The sequence below is a fragment of the Pseudomonas qingdaonensis genome (assembly GCF_018398475.1).
In the GTDB taxonomy this organism is placed as follows: Bacteria; Pseudomonadota; Gammaproteobacteria; order Pseudomonadales; family Pseudomonadaceae; genus Aquipseudomonas; species Aquipseudomonas palmensis.
The window spans coordinates 477,344-492,765 of sequence record NZ_CP074676.1; the positions used below are offsets into that span (position 1 = coordinate 477,344).

The following is a 15,422-nucleotide window of genomic DNA, read 5'->3' on the forward strand; positions in this document are numbered from 1 at the left end:
TTCCACGCCAGCAGTGCGCCCTGCACTCCGTACCACGCTTTACGCTATAATCCCGCCCTTTCGCTGCCACCCGCCCATGAGGCCGGGGCGCACATCTACAGATTTGAAGAGGCTAGACCCTTGGCATTGACGATTCTTGGCCTGTCCGGCGCCCTTAGCCATGATCCTTCCGCGGCCCTGTACATCGACGGCAAGCTGATTGCCGCCGCTGAAGAAGAGCGCTTCGTGCGCGACAAACATGCAAAGAACCGCATGCCCTACGAATCGGCGAAGTTCTGCCTCGAACAGGCCGGCATCAAGCCGTCCGATGTCGATGTGGTAGCGATTCCGTTCGCCCCCATCAGCCTGTTCGGCAAGGCCCGCTGGCACTACGCCAAGCGTTACTGGTACGCCCCGGATCGCGCCCTCGACGCGCTGCTGATGGGCAACCGTCGCTACAAGCGCTACCGCAACAAGATCGTCTGGTGCCTGGAACAACTGGGCTTCGATCCGAAAAAGATCAAGATCGAACCGGTCGAGCACCACCTGGCCCACGCCTCCAGCGCCTACCACTGCTCGGGTTTCAAGGAAAAGACCGCGATCCTGGGCATCGACGGCAAGGGCGAGTACGCCACCACGTTCTTCGGCTACGGCGAAAACGGCAAGATCCACAAGATCAAGGAATTCTTCGACCCGGACTCCCTCGGCGGCCTGTACGGCGCGATCACCGAGTTCCTGGGCTTCGAAATGCTCGACGGCGAGTTCAAGGTCATGGGCATGGCGCCGTATGGCGACGCCAGCAAGTATGACTTCTCGCGCCTGGCCAGCTTCGAAAACGGCGAGCTGGAGATCAACACCGACTACGCCAACGTCATCGGCCTGCGCCGCTATAAAGAGAAGGGCAAGGGTTTCTACTTCTCGCCCAAGCTGATCGAGTGGCTGGGCCCCAAGCGCGAAGGCGACATCGCCGACGAGCCGTACATCCACTATGCGGCCAGCATGCAGGCGCTGTTCGAGAAGCTCGCGCTGCAGATGATCGACTACTACCTGGGTGACGTGCTCAAGGAAACCGGCAAGCTGGCCTTTGCCGGCGGCTGCGCGCTGAACGTCAAGCTGAACCAGAAGATCATCGCCCGTCCCGACGTGAAGGAGCTGTTCGTGCAGCCCGCCTCGGGCGACGCCGGCACCGCAGTCGGTGCTGCCGCCTTTGTGTCCCACGCCCGTGGCGTACCGGTCGAGAAGATGGAACACGTCTACCTCGGCCCGGCGTACAGCAACGAGGACGTGATCGCCGCCTGCGCCCGTCACGAACACAAGCCGACCTGGCGCAAGCTGGACAACATGCCCGAGCAGATCGCCCGGATCATGGTCGACGGCAACCCGGTGGCCTGGTTCCAGGGTCGCATGGAGTTCGGCCCGCGGGCCTTGGGCGGACGTTCGATCATCGGCTGCCCGAGCGTGCCGGGCGTGGCCGACCGCATCAACCACCAGATCAAGTTCCGCGAGCGCTGGAGGCCTTTCTGCCCGTCGATGCTCGACACCGTGGCGCCGCAGATGATCAAGATCGATCACCCGGCCCCGTTCATGACCTTCACCTTCGAAGTGGCTGAAGAGTGGAAGACCCGCGTGCCGGAAGTGGTCCACGAAGATGGCACCTCGCGGGCCCAGGTGCTCAAGCGCGAGTACAACCCGCGCTACTACGACATGATGAAGGCGCTGGAGACCCTGACCGGCAACGGCGTGTCGCTCAATACCTCGCTCAACCGTCGTGGCGAACCGATGATCTGCTCGCCGACCGATGCCCTGAACATGTTCTTCGGCTCGGACCTGCAGTACCTGATCATGGAAGACATCCTGGTGGTCAAGGACGGCGCGAAAGCTTATGACAGCGTTGGCTGAACGGCACGTCCTGCAGTTTTGCCACGGCTATGACGGGCCGTTTCTCGATTGCGCCCGTCAGTACGCCAGCCTGTTCGCGGGCAAGGGCTACCGCGTCACCACGGTGTTTCTCACCGGCGCCGCCGATCCGCAGGTGGCGGCGGGCTGTGCGAGCGATGAAGTGCTGTTTCTCGAGTTCAGCTCCAAGGCCATTCGTGGCTTGAAGCTGGGCGCGATTCGCGAACTGCGCCGCATTGCCGCGTCGCGCCGATTCAGCTTCTGCATCGCCCACCGCTTCAAGCCGATCTACATCGCCCTGCTGGCCACCCGCCTGCCGGTGATCGGCGTGCACCACGCCTTTGGCGACTACCAGCGGCGTACCCGCCAGCTGTTCGCCAACCTGTTCAGCAAACGCCTGAGCCTGCTCGGGGTGTCGGACGCGGTGCGCGACGACATGCGCCAGTGCCTGCCCAAGTGGCCGGCCGAGCGTATCCAGACGCTGTACAACCGCATCGATATCGACGCCCTGCAGGCCAGTCTGGTGCCCGCCGCGCAGGCGCGCCAGGCCCTGGGCCTGGATGCGAAGGCGTGGATCGTCGGCAATGTCGGCCGCCTGCATCCGGACAAGGACCAGGCCACCTTGCTGCGCGGGTTTGCCCAGGCGCTGCCGGCACTGCCGGCAGGCGCCCGCCTGGCGGTGCTGGGCACCGGCCGCCTGGAGCACGCGCTCAAGGCGCAGGCCGAGGCGCTGGGTATTGCCGCACAGGTGGACTTTCTCGGCCAGGTACCGGATGCACGGCGCTATTTCAGTGCCTTCGACGTGTTTGCCCTGAGCTCGGACCACGAGCCTTTCGGCATGGTGCTGCTCGAAGCGATGGTGGCCGGCGTGCCATTGCTGGCCACCGCTTGCGGTGGCGCCAAGGAAGTGGTCGAAGGTGTCGGCATCCTGTTCCCGCTCGGGGATGCCGAGCGTCTGGCGCAAGGCCTGCAACACCTGGCCGAGCTGGACCAGGCGCAACGCCAGGCCTGTGCCGAGCGCATGCTCGAGCGCCTGCGCGAACGCTTCTCCGACACGGCCGTGCGCGAGACTTTCTGGCACCTTCCCCAGGTTGTCGAACTGACGGGGCAGGCCTGATGCTCAATTATGTACAAGGCTGGCGTGAGCGCGGCTGGCGCGTGATCGATGCGCCGGCCTACGCCGACGCCTGGCAGCGCTTTGGCGGCAGTGTGGCGACCCACCCGCTGGTGCTCGCGCAACTGGCCGAGATGGCCGATATTCCGGTGCGTTACCTGGGCTGGTACCAGGGTGACGAACTGAAGGCGGCCATCCCCACCTGGGACCGCTACCTGGCACTGTCCAAGGACGTGCTCAAGCGCCGGGGCAAGAAGGGCCTGTTCGACCTGGGCAATGCCGAGCTGATTCTGCCGGCCGCTGCCGATGCACAGGCGCCGCTGCGCCATGCCGGGCGCTACCTGTCCGAGCTCAACCAGGGCCGTTTCAGCGGCCTCAAGGCGCAGCCCGAAGCCCTGGCCATGGCACGCCAGCCCGAAGAACTGTCGAAGAAGTTTCGCTACAACCAGCGCCGCGAACTGCGTTTGCTGGAAGAGGCGGGTGGGCAGGTGCGGGCCATCACCGAGTTCACCAGTGCCGAGATCGCGTCGATGTATTGCGACCTGTTCCAGCGCCGCTGGGGCTTTGCGGCCACCGGTGCCGAGCGCATGGCCGAGATGGTCGAACGCCTGCGCGCGTTGCTGATCGGCTCGGTGCTGTTTCTGGAAGACAAGCCGATCGCGATCCAGCTGGTGTACCGCGTCGAGGCTTCCGAGTGGGTCAGCGTCGAGTACGTCAACGGCGGCGTCGACCCCGAGACGCGTGCGTTCAGCCCGGGCAGCGTGCTGAGCTTTCTCAACACCCAGAGCGCCTGGGAAGCCGCGCGTGCGCTGAACAAGCCGCTGCGGTTCTCCTTCGGCCGCGCCGATCGCGAGTACAAGGACCGATGGTGCAACCCCGTGCCGGTGTTTCAGGTGTGAGCCGCAAGCAGCAGTTGCTCAGGCGCCATCGGCGCAACAAGCGCGTGGGCCTGCTGGTCGCTCTGGTGGTGCTGATCGCCCTGGGCGTGCTGGTGAAATGGTGGCTGGCGCTGATGCTGTTGCCGCTGTTGTGGGTGGCTCACGAGGCATGGTTTGCCGATCACCTGTTCTATTCGCCAGGTGATGATTATCTGTACGAGTTCCCTGAACCCTGCGAGCGCGTGCCGGTGTCGCTGGATGGCCTGGTGCTGCGTGCGCCGGCATCATTGAGCCTGTCGGGCGATGAGACGCTGGTGCTGCAGGTGCGTGTCAAAAGCTCGCTGCTGGGGCGTTTTCGCGACCCTGGCGTCGAGGTGTCGGGCGAGGGGGAGGCGGACCTGCAGGGCTTGGAGCGCGGGGTCGACGGACTGCGCTACCTCAATCTGACCGGGCAGGCGCCGGCGCTGCTGGCCGGCACTCTGCGCATCCGCGGGCGTTGCTGCCGGGTGGTCGAGGCTGCGTCGCTGATCGTGGTGCGCGCCAGCGACCTGCGCCAGCGCCGGGTGATGGTGATTGCGCCCCACGCCGACGATGCGGAACTGGCCGCCTACGGGCTGTACAGCCAGGCCGAAGAGGCGTGGGTCGTGACGCTTACGGCCGGCGAGATCGAGGCCGAGCATTACCAGCAGATGGGCCTGGAGCCTGCGCAGGCCGCACGCCTGAAGGGCCGCTTGCGCGCGTGGGACAGTATCGCCGTACCGCGCTGGGCCGGTGTGCCAGAAGCGCAGTGCGTGCAACTGGGCTATTTCTGCCTGCAGTTGCCCGCCATGCAGGCCGCATCGGATCAGCCCGTCGCCTCACGCGAAGCCGACCTGAGCGATACGCGGCTGTTCCGCCAGCTCAACGCCCTGTCGCTGCCGGGCGACCAGGACGGCGCGCCCACCTGGAACAACCTGCTGGCCGACCTGCGTGCACTGATCATGCAGGCGCGCCCACAGGTGCTGGTGATGCCGCACCCGACCCTGGACCCGCATCCGGACCACCTGTGTGCCCAGGCCGCCGTGCTCGAAGCGTTGCACGGCCTGCAATGGCAGCCCGAGAGCGTGCTGTACTACGCCAACCACCTGCATGACAACGATCGCTGGCCGATGGGTGACAGCGGTTCCGGCATTGCCTTGCCGCCGCAGGTCGAGCCTGGCCAGGCCTGGGCGCCCTACAGCCTGAGCCTGACGCTGGACACCCAGCGCGACAAGGCCATGGCCCTGGGCATGATGCATGACCTGCAGCCGCGTGCACCCTTCAAGCGTCGCCTGCGTCGCCTGCTGCAACGTTGGCTGGCCGGGCGTCAGCCTTCGCCTTACGGTGAGAACGAGTTCTTCCGCAAGGCGGTACGTCGACACGAATTGTTCTGGCGCCGGGACCTCTGAACCCGGTGCATGAATGCATAGCTGTGGCCCGAGCGCCGCAAGGAAGACAATGAAAGTTCTATTTCTGGTGCAGAAGGAACAGCGGGCCATTCTTGACCGGCTGTACGAAGGGGTTGCGGCCCATTGCGAATGCGACCTGCGCTGGTTGAGCAGTGCCGAACAGCGCGACCTGCGCGGGTATTTTCGCCGCGAGGTGGACGTCACCCGGTACGACCGCATCATCTTCTTCCTGCGCTTCAAGCAGGAGATCCGTCAGGTCGGTTTCATCCGTACCGTGCCCAATCTGGTCATTCTGGAGCACGATGCCTACCAGAACTACATTCCGTGCAAGTACACCGGCAAGTTCAGCGCGCATTACCGCAAGCTGCCCTGGGCCCGGGTGATCAGCTCGGGTTACATGGTCAGCGAGCGTCTGCGCCAGGAAGGCTTCGACGCGGTGTTCGTGCCCAAGGGCTACGACCAGCAGTTGCTGGCCGACCAGGGGCGCGAGCGGGACATGGAACTTGCCTTCGTCGGCAGCACCAACAGTGTGGCCTACAGCGGCCGCAAGGCGTTGCTCGACGAGCTGGGGCAAGTCGAGAACCTGGTGGTGACCCGTACCAATTCGGGTGCCGAGTATTGCGACACGCTCAACCGCATTCGTTTCTTCGTCAGCGCCGACGTCGGCATGGGTGAGTACATGATCAAGAACTTCGAGGCCATGGCCTGCGGTTGCGTGCTGCTGGCGTTCGACCAGGGCGAGGCGGAGAATCGTGCGCTGGGTTTGCAGGACATGCACAACGTCGTACTGTATGGCAGCATTGCCCAGTTGCAGGCCAAGTTGAAGGTCCTGCGTGCCGACGAGGCCCTGGTGCAGCGTATCGCCACCAACGGCCGTGATCTGGCGGTTTCACGTTTCAGTTTCGCCCAGGTCGGGCGCAGTATTGTCGAGCAGTTGCAGCCGGTACTCCGTCCTCACCCACCACTGAGCGCTTGGCAGCGTCTGCGTCTGAAACTGGAGGTCTGACTCCACTGGGCGTGCAGCCTGAACGGACTGGAGAGGTTGCAACTGCATGGACGCATTTACCGGGGGTTGCTGTGCAATTTAGTGAAAAGAGTGATGTGACGCTGGTAGTGACCAGCTGTGGGCGGTTCGATCTGCTCAAGCTGACGCTGGACAGTTTCGATCAGTTCAACACAGCGCCTATCCGTGAGGTTTTCATCACCGAAGACAGCGGTGACGAGGCCGTGCACGACGCCATTCCGGAGCACTGGAAGCCTTACTGCACGGTGTTCGTGAACAAGCCCAAGCTTGGGCAGCTGGCGTCGATCGATCTGGCTTACGGTCATGTCAAAACCCCGTACATCTTTCATTGCGAAGATGACTGGCGGTTCTATCGCCCGGCCTTCGTCGAAGATTCGCAGGTGATTCTCGAGGCGCGGCCGAAACTGCTGCAGGTATGGCTGCGCAATTTCGTCTACGACCTCAATGTCAACAGCCCCTACATTCACCTGGGCGAGCGCGAGATCATCGCTGGGGTCCCTTGCTACCCGCTGCTCTCGGACAAGCCCGAGTGGCAGTCTTTCTCGCTGAACCCTGGGCTGCGACGCCTGAGTGACTATCATCTATGTGCACCTTTCGCTGCGCATAGCGGCGAGAAGTCGCTTTCAAAGCGGTATGCCGAACTTGAGCTGACCGCTGTGGCCCTTGAAGGCGATGCGGTGCTGCACACCGGATTCGGCAATCATGTCACGGTGCCTGAGGAGCGGCTGCGCAAGGTACGTCGCAAGCAGCGCGAGCGTGTGCGGTTGACGTTGGCGGTAATAGTGGGGTTGGTGGTGGGAGTGGGCCTTGCTCTTCTTTTTTTGTGAGTTGTTTTCTGTCTTTTCAGTAATATGTGAATCAAGGTGGGCTGGCCAGTGAACGTCATCAATATCATGTGGGCTGGTGGCTCGCCGTTCGTCTCGGTGCACAAGGTCCATCAGCAGATCCTTTCATTGGTGCCTCCTGAGATTTCCGTGAACAGCTGGCTGTTGCAAGGTCAGGGGGCGGCGTGTGTTCCTGGGCCGTCTCGAGAATGGAACTTGCCGCAACGCCTGATAAAGGGCCGTCATGTATGGGGGCTGCTGCAGCCTTGGTTACGCGCTCGTCTACGCAAGGCGTTGATCGAAGCCCAAGCCGACGCATTGCTGCTCGATGGGCTGGGGGTATCGCGCCTGATACTGCCTGTTCTCAGGGGGTTGCCTGAGGTGAAGGCTACTGTGGTGTTTCACGGCAAGACCCGTTTGCACCCCAGGGATGTGGCGCTGTTGTGCGGGTTCAAGCCGGCGCAGCTGTCACTGGTGGCGGTGTCGGCCACGCTGGCGGCGTCATTGCAGGCCGAGCTGGGCCTGAAGGTGACGGCCTTGCGTACCGCGTTGGAACCTACCCGTTTTTGTGACGAGCAACTGACAGCACAGCAAGCGCGCGAGGTCATGGGGTTGAGGGAGCCCGGTGTGCGGATCATGGGGGCTGTCGGTCGCCTGGTCATGGACAAGGGGTTCGACTACCTGATCGATGCATTTGCCGCCGCTAGCCGGACGCAACCCGATCTGCGCCTGGTCATTCTCGGCGAAGGCCCCGAGCGGCCATTGCTGCAGCAAAAGATCCAGGCGCTGGGTCTGCAGGGCAAGGTATCGCTGACAGGGCATTGTGACATTCTGGGCCGCCTGTACCAGGCGTTCGACTGGTTGCTCGTGCCTTCCCGGGCCGAGGGCCTGGGCCTGGTACTGCAGGAGGCAGTCATTGCCGGCGTGCCGGTACTGTGCAGTGACCTGCCGGTGTTCCATGAACAGTTGGGTGATAGCGGTCTTTACGCACGGGTCGGTGACGTGCAGGAGTGGGCCGCTGCCATCGAGCGTTGCGCCAGCCTGCCGGCAACCGCCGTTGCCCAGGCGCAGCACCGCTCGCTGGCCCCGGAGCAAGCCTGGGAGTGCTTCAGTCGAACCCTGCGGGAAATGTGGGCGGTCAAGCCTGACTCAGGGAGTCAGTAGAGCCTGCTCCAGCTCGGCGAGGGGGAAGCTCCCGTCGAGTTTTTCACGTGACAGGTAGCGGCCAAAGTGCTGTATGTTGCGCTTGATCATGCGCCGGCTCAGCGGCCCGCGCAGAAAACGCATGTCCGCCACATCGATCAGCCCCCACTGCTGGTCGGGCGTCACCACGATGTTGCCCAGGTGCAGCGAGCGAAAATACACCCCCGATCGATGCAGGGTCCGTACCAGGCGGACCATGTCCGGCAGTGCCTGCTGCCAGCTGAAACCTTCCTTGCGGCTGAGCTGGCTCAGCGTCTGGCCGGGCAGGGGGTGGTACAGCACCGCCGTCATGCCGGGCTTTTCCAGGCGGTAATGCGCCAATACACGCAGAGTCGGAATGCCCAACTGCTCCAGCCTGGCGGCGTTGTCGATGAAGCGGCGGGAGTAGGGGCGCAGCAACGCCGACGACAGCAGGCGCTTGCGCCGGAAAAGTTTAAGGATATTGCCGTTCTCTAGCAGGTAGACTTTCGCACCGTAGCTGTCAGCTTCCAGTATCTGGGCACCGACGATCAGTTGGTTGAGGTCGGCCTGAGGGAGCCGGGAGCATTGCATGTAGATGGCCTTGTCGAAGTAGCGAGCAGGAAAGACAGGGCATAATGCCGAAAACTTCACCAATGCACCACGCCAGCATGCCGGACCGGGCGCGTGCCCAATCGGCAGGCTGTGATAAAATCGATCGTTCAACCTGAACAGTGAGCTCGAAGATGGCTGAAACACCGCGCACGGCGCAGCAGAGCTCCAGTCTGAAGATCTATTTCCGACTGTTGACCTACGTAAAGCCCTACATTGGCATTTTCCTGCTGAGTATCCTCGGCTTCGTGATATTCGCCTCGACCCAGCCCATGCTGGCGGGCATCCTCAAGTATTTCGTCGATGGGCTGAGCAATCCCGAAGCGGTGTTGTTCCCCAACGTGCCTTACCTGCGTGACCTCCAACTGTTGCAGGCCGTGCCGCTGCTGATCGTGCTGATCGCCGCCTGGCAGGGCTTGGGCTCGTTTCTGGGCAACTTCTTTCTGGCCAAGGTTTCCCTGGGCCTGGTGCACGACCTGCGGGTGGAGTTGTTCAACAAGCTGCTGGTACTGCCCAACCGCTATTTCGACAGCCACAACTCCGGACACCTGATTTCGCGTATCACCTTCAACGTGACCATGGTCACCGGCGCCGCCACCGATGCAATCAAGGTGGTGATCCGCGAAGGCCTGACCGTGGTGTTCCTGTTCGGCTATCTGCTGTGGATGAACTGGAAGCTGACCATCGTGATGCTGGCGATCCTGCCGCTGATCGCGCTGATGGTCAGCAGTTCGAGCAAGAAATTCCGCAAGCAGAGCAAGAAGATCCAAGTGGCCATGGGCGATGTGACGCATGTCGCGTCCGAGACCATCCAGGGCTATCGCGTGGTGCGCAGTTTCGGGGGCGAGAACTACGAGCAGCAGCGCTTCGCCGATGCCAGCCAGAGCAACACCGAGAAGCAGCTGCGCATGACCAAGACCAGCGCGGTATACACACCGATGCTGCAACTGGTGATCTACTCGGCCATGGCCGTGCTGATGTTCCTGGTGCTGTACCTGCGCGGCGACTCCACCGCCGGCGACCTGGTGGCCTACATTACCGCGGCCGGCCTGCTGCCCAAGCCGATCCGCCAGCTGTCGGAAGTCAGCTCGACCATCCAGAAGGGTGTGTCGGGGGCCGAGAGCATCTTCGAGCAGCTGGATGTGGAGCCGGAAGTCGACCACGGCACCGTCGAGCGCGACCGGGTTACCGGGCGCCTGGATGTACGTCACCTGAGCTTCACCTACCCGGGTAGCGAGCGCCGCGTGCTCGATGACATCAGCTTCACCGCCGAGCCGGGTCAGATGGTGGCGCTGGTTGGGCGTTCGGGCAGCGGCAAGTCGACCCTGGCCAGCCTGATACCGCGTTTCTACCCGCATGCCGAGGGCGAGATCCTGCTCGATGGCGTGGAGGTGGAGCAGTACCGCCTGCGTAACCTGCGTCGGCACATTGCCCAGGTGACCCAGCATGTGACCCTGTTCAACGACACCGTGGCCAACAACATCGCCTACGGTGACCTGGCCGGTGCGCCGCGCGAGCAGATCGAGGCTGCGGCAGCCGATGCCTATGCCAAGGAGTTCATCGATCAGTTGCCCCAAGGGCTGGACACCGAGGTCGGCGAGAACGGCGTGCTGCTGTCCGGCGGCCAGCGCCAGCGTCTGGCGATCGCCAGGGCCCTGCTCAAGAATGCACCGCTGCTGATTCTGGACGAGGCCACCTCGGCCCTCGATACCGAGTCGGAGCGGCACATCCAGGCCGCCCTGGACCAGGTGATGAAAGGCCGTACCACCCTGGTGATCGCGCACCGCCTGTCGACCATCGAGAAGGCCGACCTGATCCTGGTGATGGATCAGGGGCGCATCGTCGAGCGTGGCACGCATGGCCAGTTGCTGGCCGAAAACGGCTATTACGCGCGCCTGCACGCCATGGGCCTGGACGAGCCGGCCAAGGCCGATATCACCTGAGTCACCCTGCCAGGGCGCGTTCTGCGCCCTGGTTGTCACAGCAGGTTACCGGCGCCGAACAGGCCGGTGCCAGGGCTGTGCTAATATCCCGCCCCTGTTCATTTTGTCTATATGGGTTGCCCATGAAGTTGTCCATGCCGCGTTTCGATCAAGCTCCGGTACTGGTGGTCGGGGATGTCATGCTCGACCGCTACTGGCATGGCGGTACCTCTCGCATTTCACCTGAAGCCCCGGTACCGGTGGTCAAGGTCGAGCAGATCGAGGACCGTCCGGGTGGTGCAGCCAACGTTGCGCTGAACATTGCCGCCCTGGGTGCGCCGGCCTCGCTGGTGGGCGTCACCGGCCAGGACGAGGCCGCCGACAGCCTGGCCAACAGCCTGCAGGCAGCGGGGGTGCGTTCGATCTTCCAGCGCATCGCCCATCAGCCGACCATCGTCAAGCTGCGGGTCATGAGCCGTCACCAGCAGTTGCTGCGCATCGATTTCGAAGAACCCTTTGCCACCGACCCGCTGTCGCTGGGCGCCGAAGTCGACGCCCTGCTCGAAGGGGTGAAGGTGCTGGTGCTGTCCGACTACGGCAAAGGCGCATTGAAGAACCACCAGAGCCTGATCCAGGCCGCGCGGGCCAAGGGCATTCCGGTGCTGGCCGACCCCAAGGGCAAGGATTTCTCGATCTACCGCGGCGCCAGCGTCATCACGCCGAATCTGGGCGAGTTCGAGGCCATCGTCGGGCATTGCGCCGACGAGACCGAACTGGTCAACAAGGGCGGCGAGCTGATGCGCGAGCTGGAACTGGGCGCCTTGCTGGTGACCCGAGGCGAGCACGGCATGACCTTGCTGCGCCCGGGCCATCCGGCCATGCACCTGCCGGCACGGGCGCGTGAAGTGTTCGATGTGACCGGTGCCGGCGATACCGTGATCTCCACCCTGGCGGCGGCGATCGCCGCCGGTGAGGAGCTGCCCCATGCGGTCGGTCTGGCCAACCTGGCTGCCGGCATCGTGGTCGGCAAGCTGGGTACGGCGGCCATCAGCGCGCCGGAACTGCGCCGCGCCATCCAGCGCGAAGAAGGCTCCGAGCGCGGGGTGCTGAGCCTTGAGCAGTTGCTGCTGGCCATCGACGATGCGCGGGCGCACAACGAGAAGATCGTGTTCACCAATGGCTGCTTCGACATTCTGCATGCCGGGCACGTGACCTACCTGGAGCAGGCGCGTGCGCAGGGCGACCGGTTGATCGTGGCGGTCAATGACGATGCTTCGGTCAGTCGCCTGAAGGGGCCGGGTCGGCCGATCAACAGTGTCGACCGGCGCATGGCGGTGCTGGCGGGGCTGGGGGCAGTGGACTGGGTCATCAGCTTCTCCGAAGGCACCCCGGAAAACCTGCTTGCCGAGGTCAAGCCCGACGTGCTGGTCAAGGGTGGCGACTACGGCATCGATCAGGTGGTGGGCGCCGATATCGTCAAGGCCTATGGCGGTACGGTGAAGGTGCTGGGGCTGGTGGAAAACAGCTCGACCACGGCGATCGTGGAGAAGATCCGCAAGAACTGAGTGGCTTGACCCGCAATTAGGGCCTGCAAAAACGTCCTACTTCTGCAACGCCAGCCCCAACAGCTGGCGGGCCTTGCCCGTCAGCCTTTTAAGTTTCGAGTCCGGCCTGGGCGCCACCAGCCCCTGCTGCCTCAGCCAGTCCTTCCAGCGAATCCGCTCTTCACGCACCAGCCAGCCATCCTGGCGGGCAAAGCTTTCGGCCAGGTAGATACCACGTGTACTCGCCGGCACCAATCGGTCCTTCTTCAGGGTGTACAGCTCGGCCTGCGGCTGTCCGTCTTCCAGCGGCATCAGGTACAAGTCTGGCCGGCTGCGGTTGAGGCGTGCCACCAGTTGGTCGCCCTCAAGGCGCTCGTCCACATGGAACAGGCTCAATGATTTGGCTTCCCTGGGCACTTGCAGGCGCAGGTCATAAATCAGTTGCAGTGACGCCGTGGGCAGGTGGACATAGGCTCGCGGTCGCTCGATCAGCGGCTGGTTGCCACAGCGCACCGGTCGCGCGGCCCCCGAGTGAGGGGTCAGCACGAAGGGCATCGCTTCACGGTAATGCAGCGCGTCGGCGTACGGCGCCGGCAACCAGGTGTCGTTGAAACGCCCGCCAAGCCAGCCTTCCGGGGTCTCCAGCAGGCATTCCTCGGCCACTTCCTGCACGGCCGTGTGCAAGGGCAGGTTCAGCTCCTGAGCGGGCACGTAACCGGAGATCAGCTTGAGCACCACATCACCGCGGTCCTGGCGGCGCTGGCGCACCAGCACCCAGTAGTCGCGGTTCTGCCACTGCAGGGTGAGGCGCACCGAAACGCCCAGGTTGGCCAGCTCCACGGCGAAACGCTCGGGGTCGGCCACCTGGATGGCCTTGCGCCGCTGCAGGGTCTGGGCAAAGTTCAGCGGCATGCCGATGCTCTGGTAGCTCAGGCCCTCGGGGCCGGCTTCCACATGCAGGGGCAGGGTCTTGAAGTTGCTGGGGTTCTTGCGGATCAGCGTGCGCGGCATCTCGGCTCCTTCTTGCGTTGGGGTCGGCCGCGACGGCGGCTCAGCGCTGGCTCAGGATCTTGGCGACCACGCCCACGTTGTGGGCCAGGTGCACGGGATTGATGGTGCCGACAATAGCACTGCTCACCCCGGGGTGGGCAAACAGCAGCTCGAAGCTGGCCCGCACCGGGTCGACGCCCGGGGCCAGGCAGGCATGACCGCTGGCCAGGGCCTTTTTCACCAGGATGGCCTTGCCGTGTTCGGCAGCATAGTCCAGCACCGGGCGTTCGCCCTGCTCGTCGAGGTTGTAGGTAACCATCGCACAATCGCCTGTTTGCAGGGCCTGCAGCCCCCCTTCGACGGTTTTGCCGGACAGCCCGAAGCCGCGAATCTTGCCTTCCTGCTTGAGTCGGGCCAGGGTTTCGTACACCGCTTCCTGCTGCAGAATGCGCAGATCGTTGCCGTCGGAATGCACCAGTACAAGATCGATACAATCTGTTTCAAGGCGTTGGAGGCTGCGTTCCACCGAGCGGCGCGTGTGGGCGGCGCTGAAGTCGAAGTGCGAGTGGCCGTCGTCGAACTCTTCGCCGACCTTGCTGACGATCACCCAGTCGTGGCGCTGGCCGCGCAGCAATGGGCCCAGCCGCTCTTCGCTGCGGCCATAGGCCGGTGCGGTGTCGATCAGGTTGATGCCCAGCTCACGGGCCTGGCGCAGCAGCAGGCGGGCCTCGTCGTCGTCGGGGATGGTGAAGCCGTTGGGGTATTTGACGCCCTGGTCGCGGCCCAGCTTGACCGTGCCCAGCCCCAGCGGGGAAATGCTCAGGCCGGTGCTGCCCAGCGGGCGGTGATAGGGGTGCAGGGTCGGCAGGCTCATGGCAGCAGTTGCTCCCATACCGGTTGTGCCAGGGGCGGTTTTGGCAGGGGCGGCAGGGCAGGCAGATTGCCTGGCTTGATACCGTCACGTTCCAGGCTGTTCAGCACGCGGTCAGCGAAGTCCGGTGCCAGGGCCAGCTTGGTCGGCCAGCCCACCAGCAGGCGCTGCTGGTCGGCGAGGAAGGCGTTGTCGGGGCGCACCAGGCCCGATTGCGCGGGTTCGGCGCGGTCGACACGCACGGTGGCCCACTGCACCTGGCTGAGGTCGACCCAGGGCAGCAGCCCCGCGACCTCCTTGCGGGCGGCAGCGATCTGCGCTTCGGGTTCGCGGGCAACGCCCTCGGCTTCGGCCAGGTCGCCGCCCAGGTACCACACCCACTGGCCGTCGGCGGCCGGGTGGGTGGTCACGGTGATGCGCGGCTTGGGCCCACCGCCCAGGCAGTGGGCGTACAGCGGCTTGAGGCTCGGGCCCTTGGCCATGACCATGTGCAGCGGTCGGCGCTGCATGGCCGGCTGGCTCAGGCCCAGGCTTTGCAGCAGCGCGGCATTGCCGGCACCGGCGCTGAGCACCACGCGCTGGGCGCGGATATCGCGGCCATCGACACGCAAGCCGACCAGTTCGTCACCTTCATGCAGCGGTTCGATATGTTCACCGGCCAGCAGGCTGTCGCCGGCCAGCTCTGCCAGGCGCGCGAGCAGGCTCGGCACGTCCACCACCAGTTCGGCCAGGCGGTACACCTTGCCCTTGAAGGCACGGTCCTGCAGGGCAGGGGGCAACTGGTCGCCCTTGACCTGGTCGACCCGGCCGCGTACCGCCTTGCTGGCGAAGAAGCTGGTGAGGTTGCCGGCCAGGGTGCCGGGCGACCACAGGTAGTGCGCCTCGGACAGCAGGCGCACGCCGCTCAGGTCCAGTTCGCCGTTGCCGGCCAGGGCCTTGCGCCAGCGCCGCGGCATGTCGGCAATGGCCTCGGAGGCACCGGTGAGCGCACCGTGCAGGGCGTACTTGGCACCGCCGTGGATGATCCCCTGGGACTTGAGGGTCTGCTCGCCACCGAGGCTGGCGCGTTCCACCAGCACCGTCGAGTAGCCCAGGCGGCGCAGGCGGGCATTGAGCCAGAGGCCTGCGACCCCTGCGCCGACGATCAGCACGTCGGTGGAAATAACGGATGACATGCACG

General features: G+C 64.3%; 13 protein-coding genes. 9 read left to right on the forward strand and 4 right to left on the reverse strand.

The genetic code is table 11. From position 1 onward, the window contains the following. The first annotated feature begins 120 nt into the window (after positions 1–120). The 7 genes from KH389_RS02205 (at position 121) to KH389_RS02235 (ending at position 8,306) form a co-directional block, all read left to right on the forward strand. Positions 121–1,878 carry a carbamoyltransferase family protein gene (locus KH389_RS02205; protein ID WP_213606803.1) on the forward strand — a complete coding sequence of 586 codons (1,758 nt, stop codon included), beginning with the start codon at positions 121–123 and terminating at the stop codon, positions 1,876–1,878. Then, positions 1,862–2,992 carry a glycosyltransferase gene (locus KH389_RS02210; RefSeq protein ID WP_054915750.1) on the forward strand — a complete coding sequence of 377 codons (1,131 nt, stop codon included), beginning with the start codon at positions 1,862–1,864 and terminating at the stop codon, positions 2,990–2,992. The genes KH389_RS02205 and KH389_RS02210 overlap by 17 nt, the downstream gene beginning before the upstream one ends. Further along, on the forward strand, positions 2,992–3,888 hold the full coding sequence (locus KH389_RS02215) for an antimicrobial resistance protein Mig-14 (protein WP_196933005.1): 897 nt from the start codon (positions 2,992–2,994) through the stop codon (positions 3,886–3,888). The genes KH389_RS02210 and KH389_RS02215 overlap by 1 nt, the downstream gene beginning before the upstream one ends. Beyond that, the gene (locus tag KH389_RS02220; RefSeq protein ID WP_196933004.1) at positions 3,885–5,294 is read left to right on the forward strand and encodes a PIG-L deacetylase family protein; all 1,410 of its coding nucleotides are present in this window, start codon (positions 3,885–3,887) and stop codon (positions 5,292–5,294) included. Before KH389_RS02215 ends, KH389_RS02220 begins: the two co-directional genes overlap by 4 nt. Before the next feature lie 49 nt (positions 5,295–5,343). Then, complete coding sequence (locus tag KH389_RS02225) at positions 5,344–6,300, forward strand: glycosyltransferase family protein (protein WP_196933003.1); 957 nt, start codon at positions 5,344–5,346, stop codon at positions 6,298–6,300. A 71-nt stretch (positions 6,301–6,371) separates the two neighbouring features. Next, a complete protein-coding gene (locus KH389_RS02230) occupies positions 6,372–7,145 on the forward strand; it encodes a glycosyltransferase family 2 protein (RefSeq protein ID WP_196933002.1) in 774 nt (257 codons plus the stop codon). Between the two features lie 48 nt (positions 7,146–7,193). Beyond that, positions 7,194–8,306 (forward strand): glycosyltransferase, encoded by a 1,113-nt coding sequence (locus KH389_RS02235; RefSeq protein ID WP_058541613.1) that lies wholly within the window; start codon positions 7,194–7,196, stop codon positions 8,304–8,306. Here the strand turns inward: KH389_RS02235 and KH389_RS02240 are convergent. Continuing rightward, positions 8,292–8,897 carry a BUD32 family EKC/KEOPS complex subunit gene (locus KH389_RS02240; protein ID WP_058541612.1) on the reverse strand — a complete coding sequence of 202 codons (606 nt, stop codon included), beginning with the start codon at positions 8,895–8,897 and terminating at the stop codon, positions 8,292–8,294. The two genes, KH389_RS02235 and KH389_RS02240, sit on opposite strands and share 15 nt — an antisense overlap. Positions 8,898–9,049: 152 nt before the next feature. Here KH389_RS02240 and msbA point away from each other — a divergent pair, with 152 nt between their 5' ends. Both msbA and hldE read left to right on the forward strand, forming a co-directional pair. Continuing rightward, the gene (gene msbA / locus KH389_RS02245) at positions 9,050–10,858 is read left to right on the forward strand and encodes a lipid A export permease/ATP-binding protein MsbA (protein ID WP_058541611.1); all 1,809 of its coding nucleotides are present in this window, start codon (positions 9,050–9,052) and stop codon (positions 10,856–10,858) included. A gap of 122 nt (positions 10,859–10,980) precedes the next feature. Beyond that, positions 10,981–12,402: a bifunctional D-glycero-beta-D-manno-heptose-7-phosphate kinase/D-glycero-beta-D-manno-heptose 1-phosphate adenylyltransferase HldE gene (hldE, locus tag KH389_RS02250; RefSeq protein ID WP_058541610.1), complete on the forward strand. Its 1,422-nt coding sequence runs from the start codon at positions 10,981–10,983 to the stop codon at positions 12,400–12,402. A 36-nt stretch (positions 12,403–12,438) separates the two neighbouring features. Here hldE and KH389_RS02255 read toward each other — a convergent pair whose 3' ends face one another. Genes KH389_RS02255 through KH389_RS02265 form a run of 3 tightly spaced genes read right to left on the reverse strand, consistent with a single transcriptional unit; the run spans position 12,439 to position 15,417 of the window. Next, on the reverse strand, positions 12,439–13,392 hold the full coding sequence (locus KH389_RS02255; protein ID WP_043863572.1) for a hypothetical protein: 954 nt from the start codon (positions 13,390–13,392) through the stop codon (positions 12,439–12,441). A gap of 40 nt (positions 13,393–13,432) precedes the next feature. Then, positions 13,433–14,245 (reverse strand): aldo/keto reductase, encoded by an 813-nt coding sequence (locus KH389_RS02260; RefSeq protein WP_213606804.1) that lies wholly within the window; start codon positions 14,243–14,245, stop codon positions 13,433–13,435. Further along, positions 14,242–15,417: an NAD(P)/FAD-dependent oxidoreductase gene (locus KH389_RS02265; protein WP_213606806.1), complete on the reverse strand. Its 1,176-nt coding sequence runs from the start codon at positions 15,415–15,417 to the stop codon at positions 14,242–14,244. The genes KH389_RS02260 and KH389_RS02265 overlap by 4 nt, the downstream gene beginning before the upstream one ends. Between the last annotated feature and the right edge of the window lie 5 nt (positions 15,418–15,422).

What these genes read in the sequence shown, in the direction of transcription:
- KH389_RS02210 (WP_054915750.1), top strand. Translation starts at nt 1,862, where the DNA reads ATGACAGCGTTGGCTGAACGGCACGTCCTGCAGTTTTGCCACGGCTAT.
- KH389_RS02260 (WP_213606804.1), bottom strand. Translation starts at nt 14,245, where the DNA reads ATGAGCCTGCCGACCCTGCACCCCTATCACCGCCCGCTGGGCAGCACC.
- KH389_RS02265 (WP_213606806.1), bottom strand. Translation starts at nt 15,417, where the DNA reads ATGTCATCCGTTATTTCCACCGACGTGCTGATCGTCGGCGCAGGGGTC.
- KH389_RS02240 (WP_058541612.1), bottom strand. Translation starts at nt 8,897, where the DNA reads ATGCAATGCTCCCGGCTCCCTCAGGCCGACCTCAACCAACTGATCGTC.
- hldE (WP_058541610.1), top strand. Translation starts at nt 10,981, where the DNA reads ATGAAGTTGTCCATGCCGCGTTTCGATCAAGCTCCGGTACTGGTGGTC.
- KH389_RS02215 (WP_196933005.1), top strand. Translation starts at nt 2,992, where the DNA reads ATGCTCAATTATGTACAAGGCTGGCGTGAGCGCGGCTGGCGCGTGATC.
- KH389_RS02255 (WP_043863572.1), bottom strand. Translation starts at nt 13,392, where the DNA reads ATGCCGCGCACGCTGATCCGCAAGAACCCCAGCAACTTCAAGACCCTG.
- KH389_RS02225 (WP_196933003.1), top strand. Translation starts at nt 5,344, where the DNA reads ATGAAAGTTCTATTTCTGGTGCAGAAGGAACAGCGGGCCATTCTTGAC.
- msbA (WP_058541611.1), top strand. Translation starts at nt 9,050, where the DNA reads ATGGCTGAAACACCGCGCACGGCGCAGCAGAGCTCCAGTCTGAAGATC.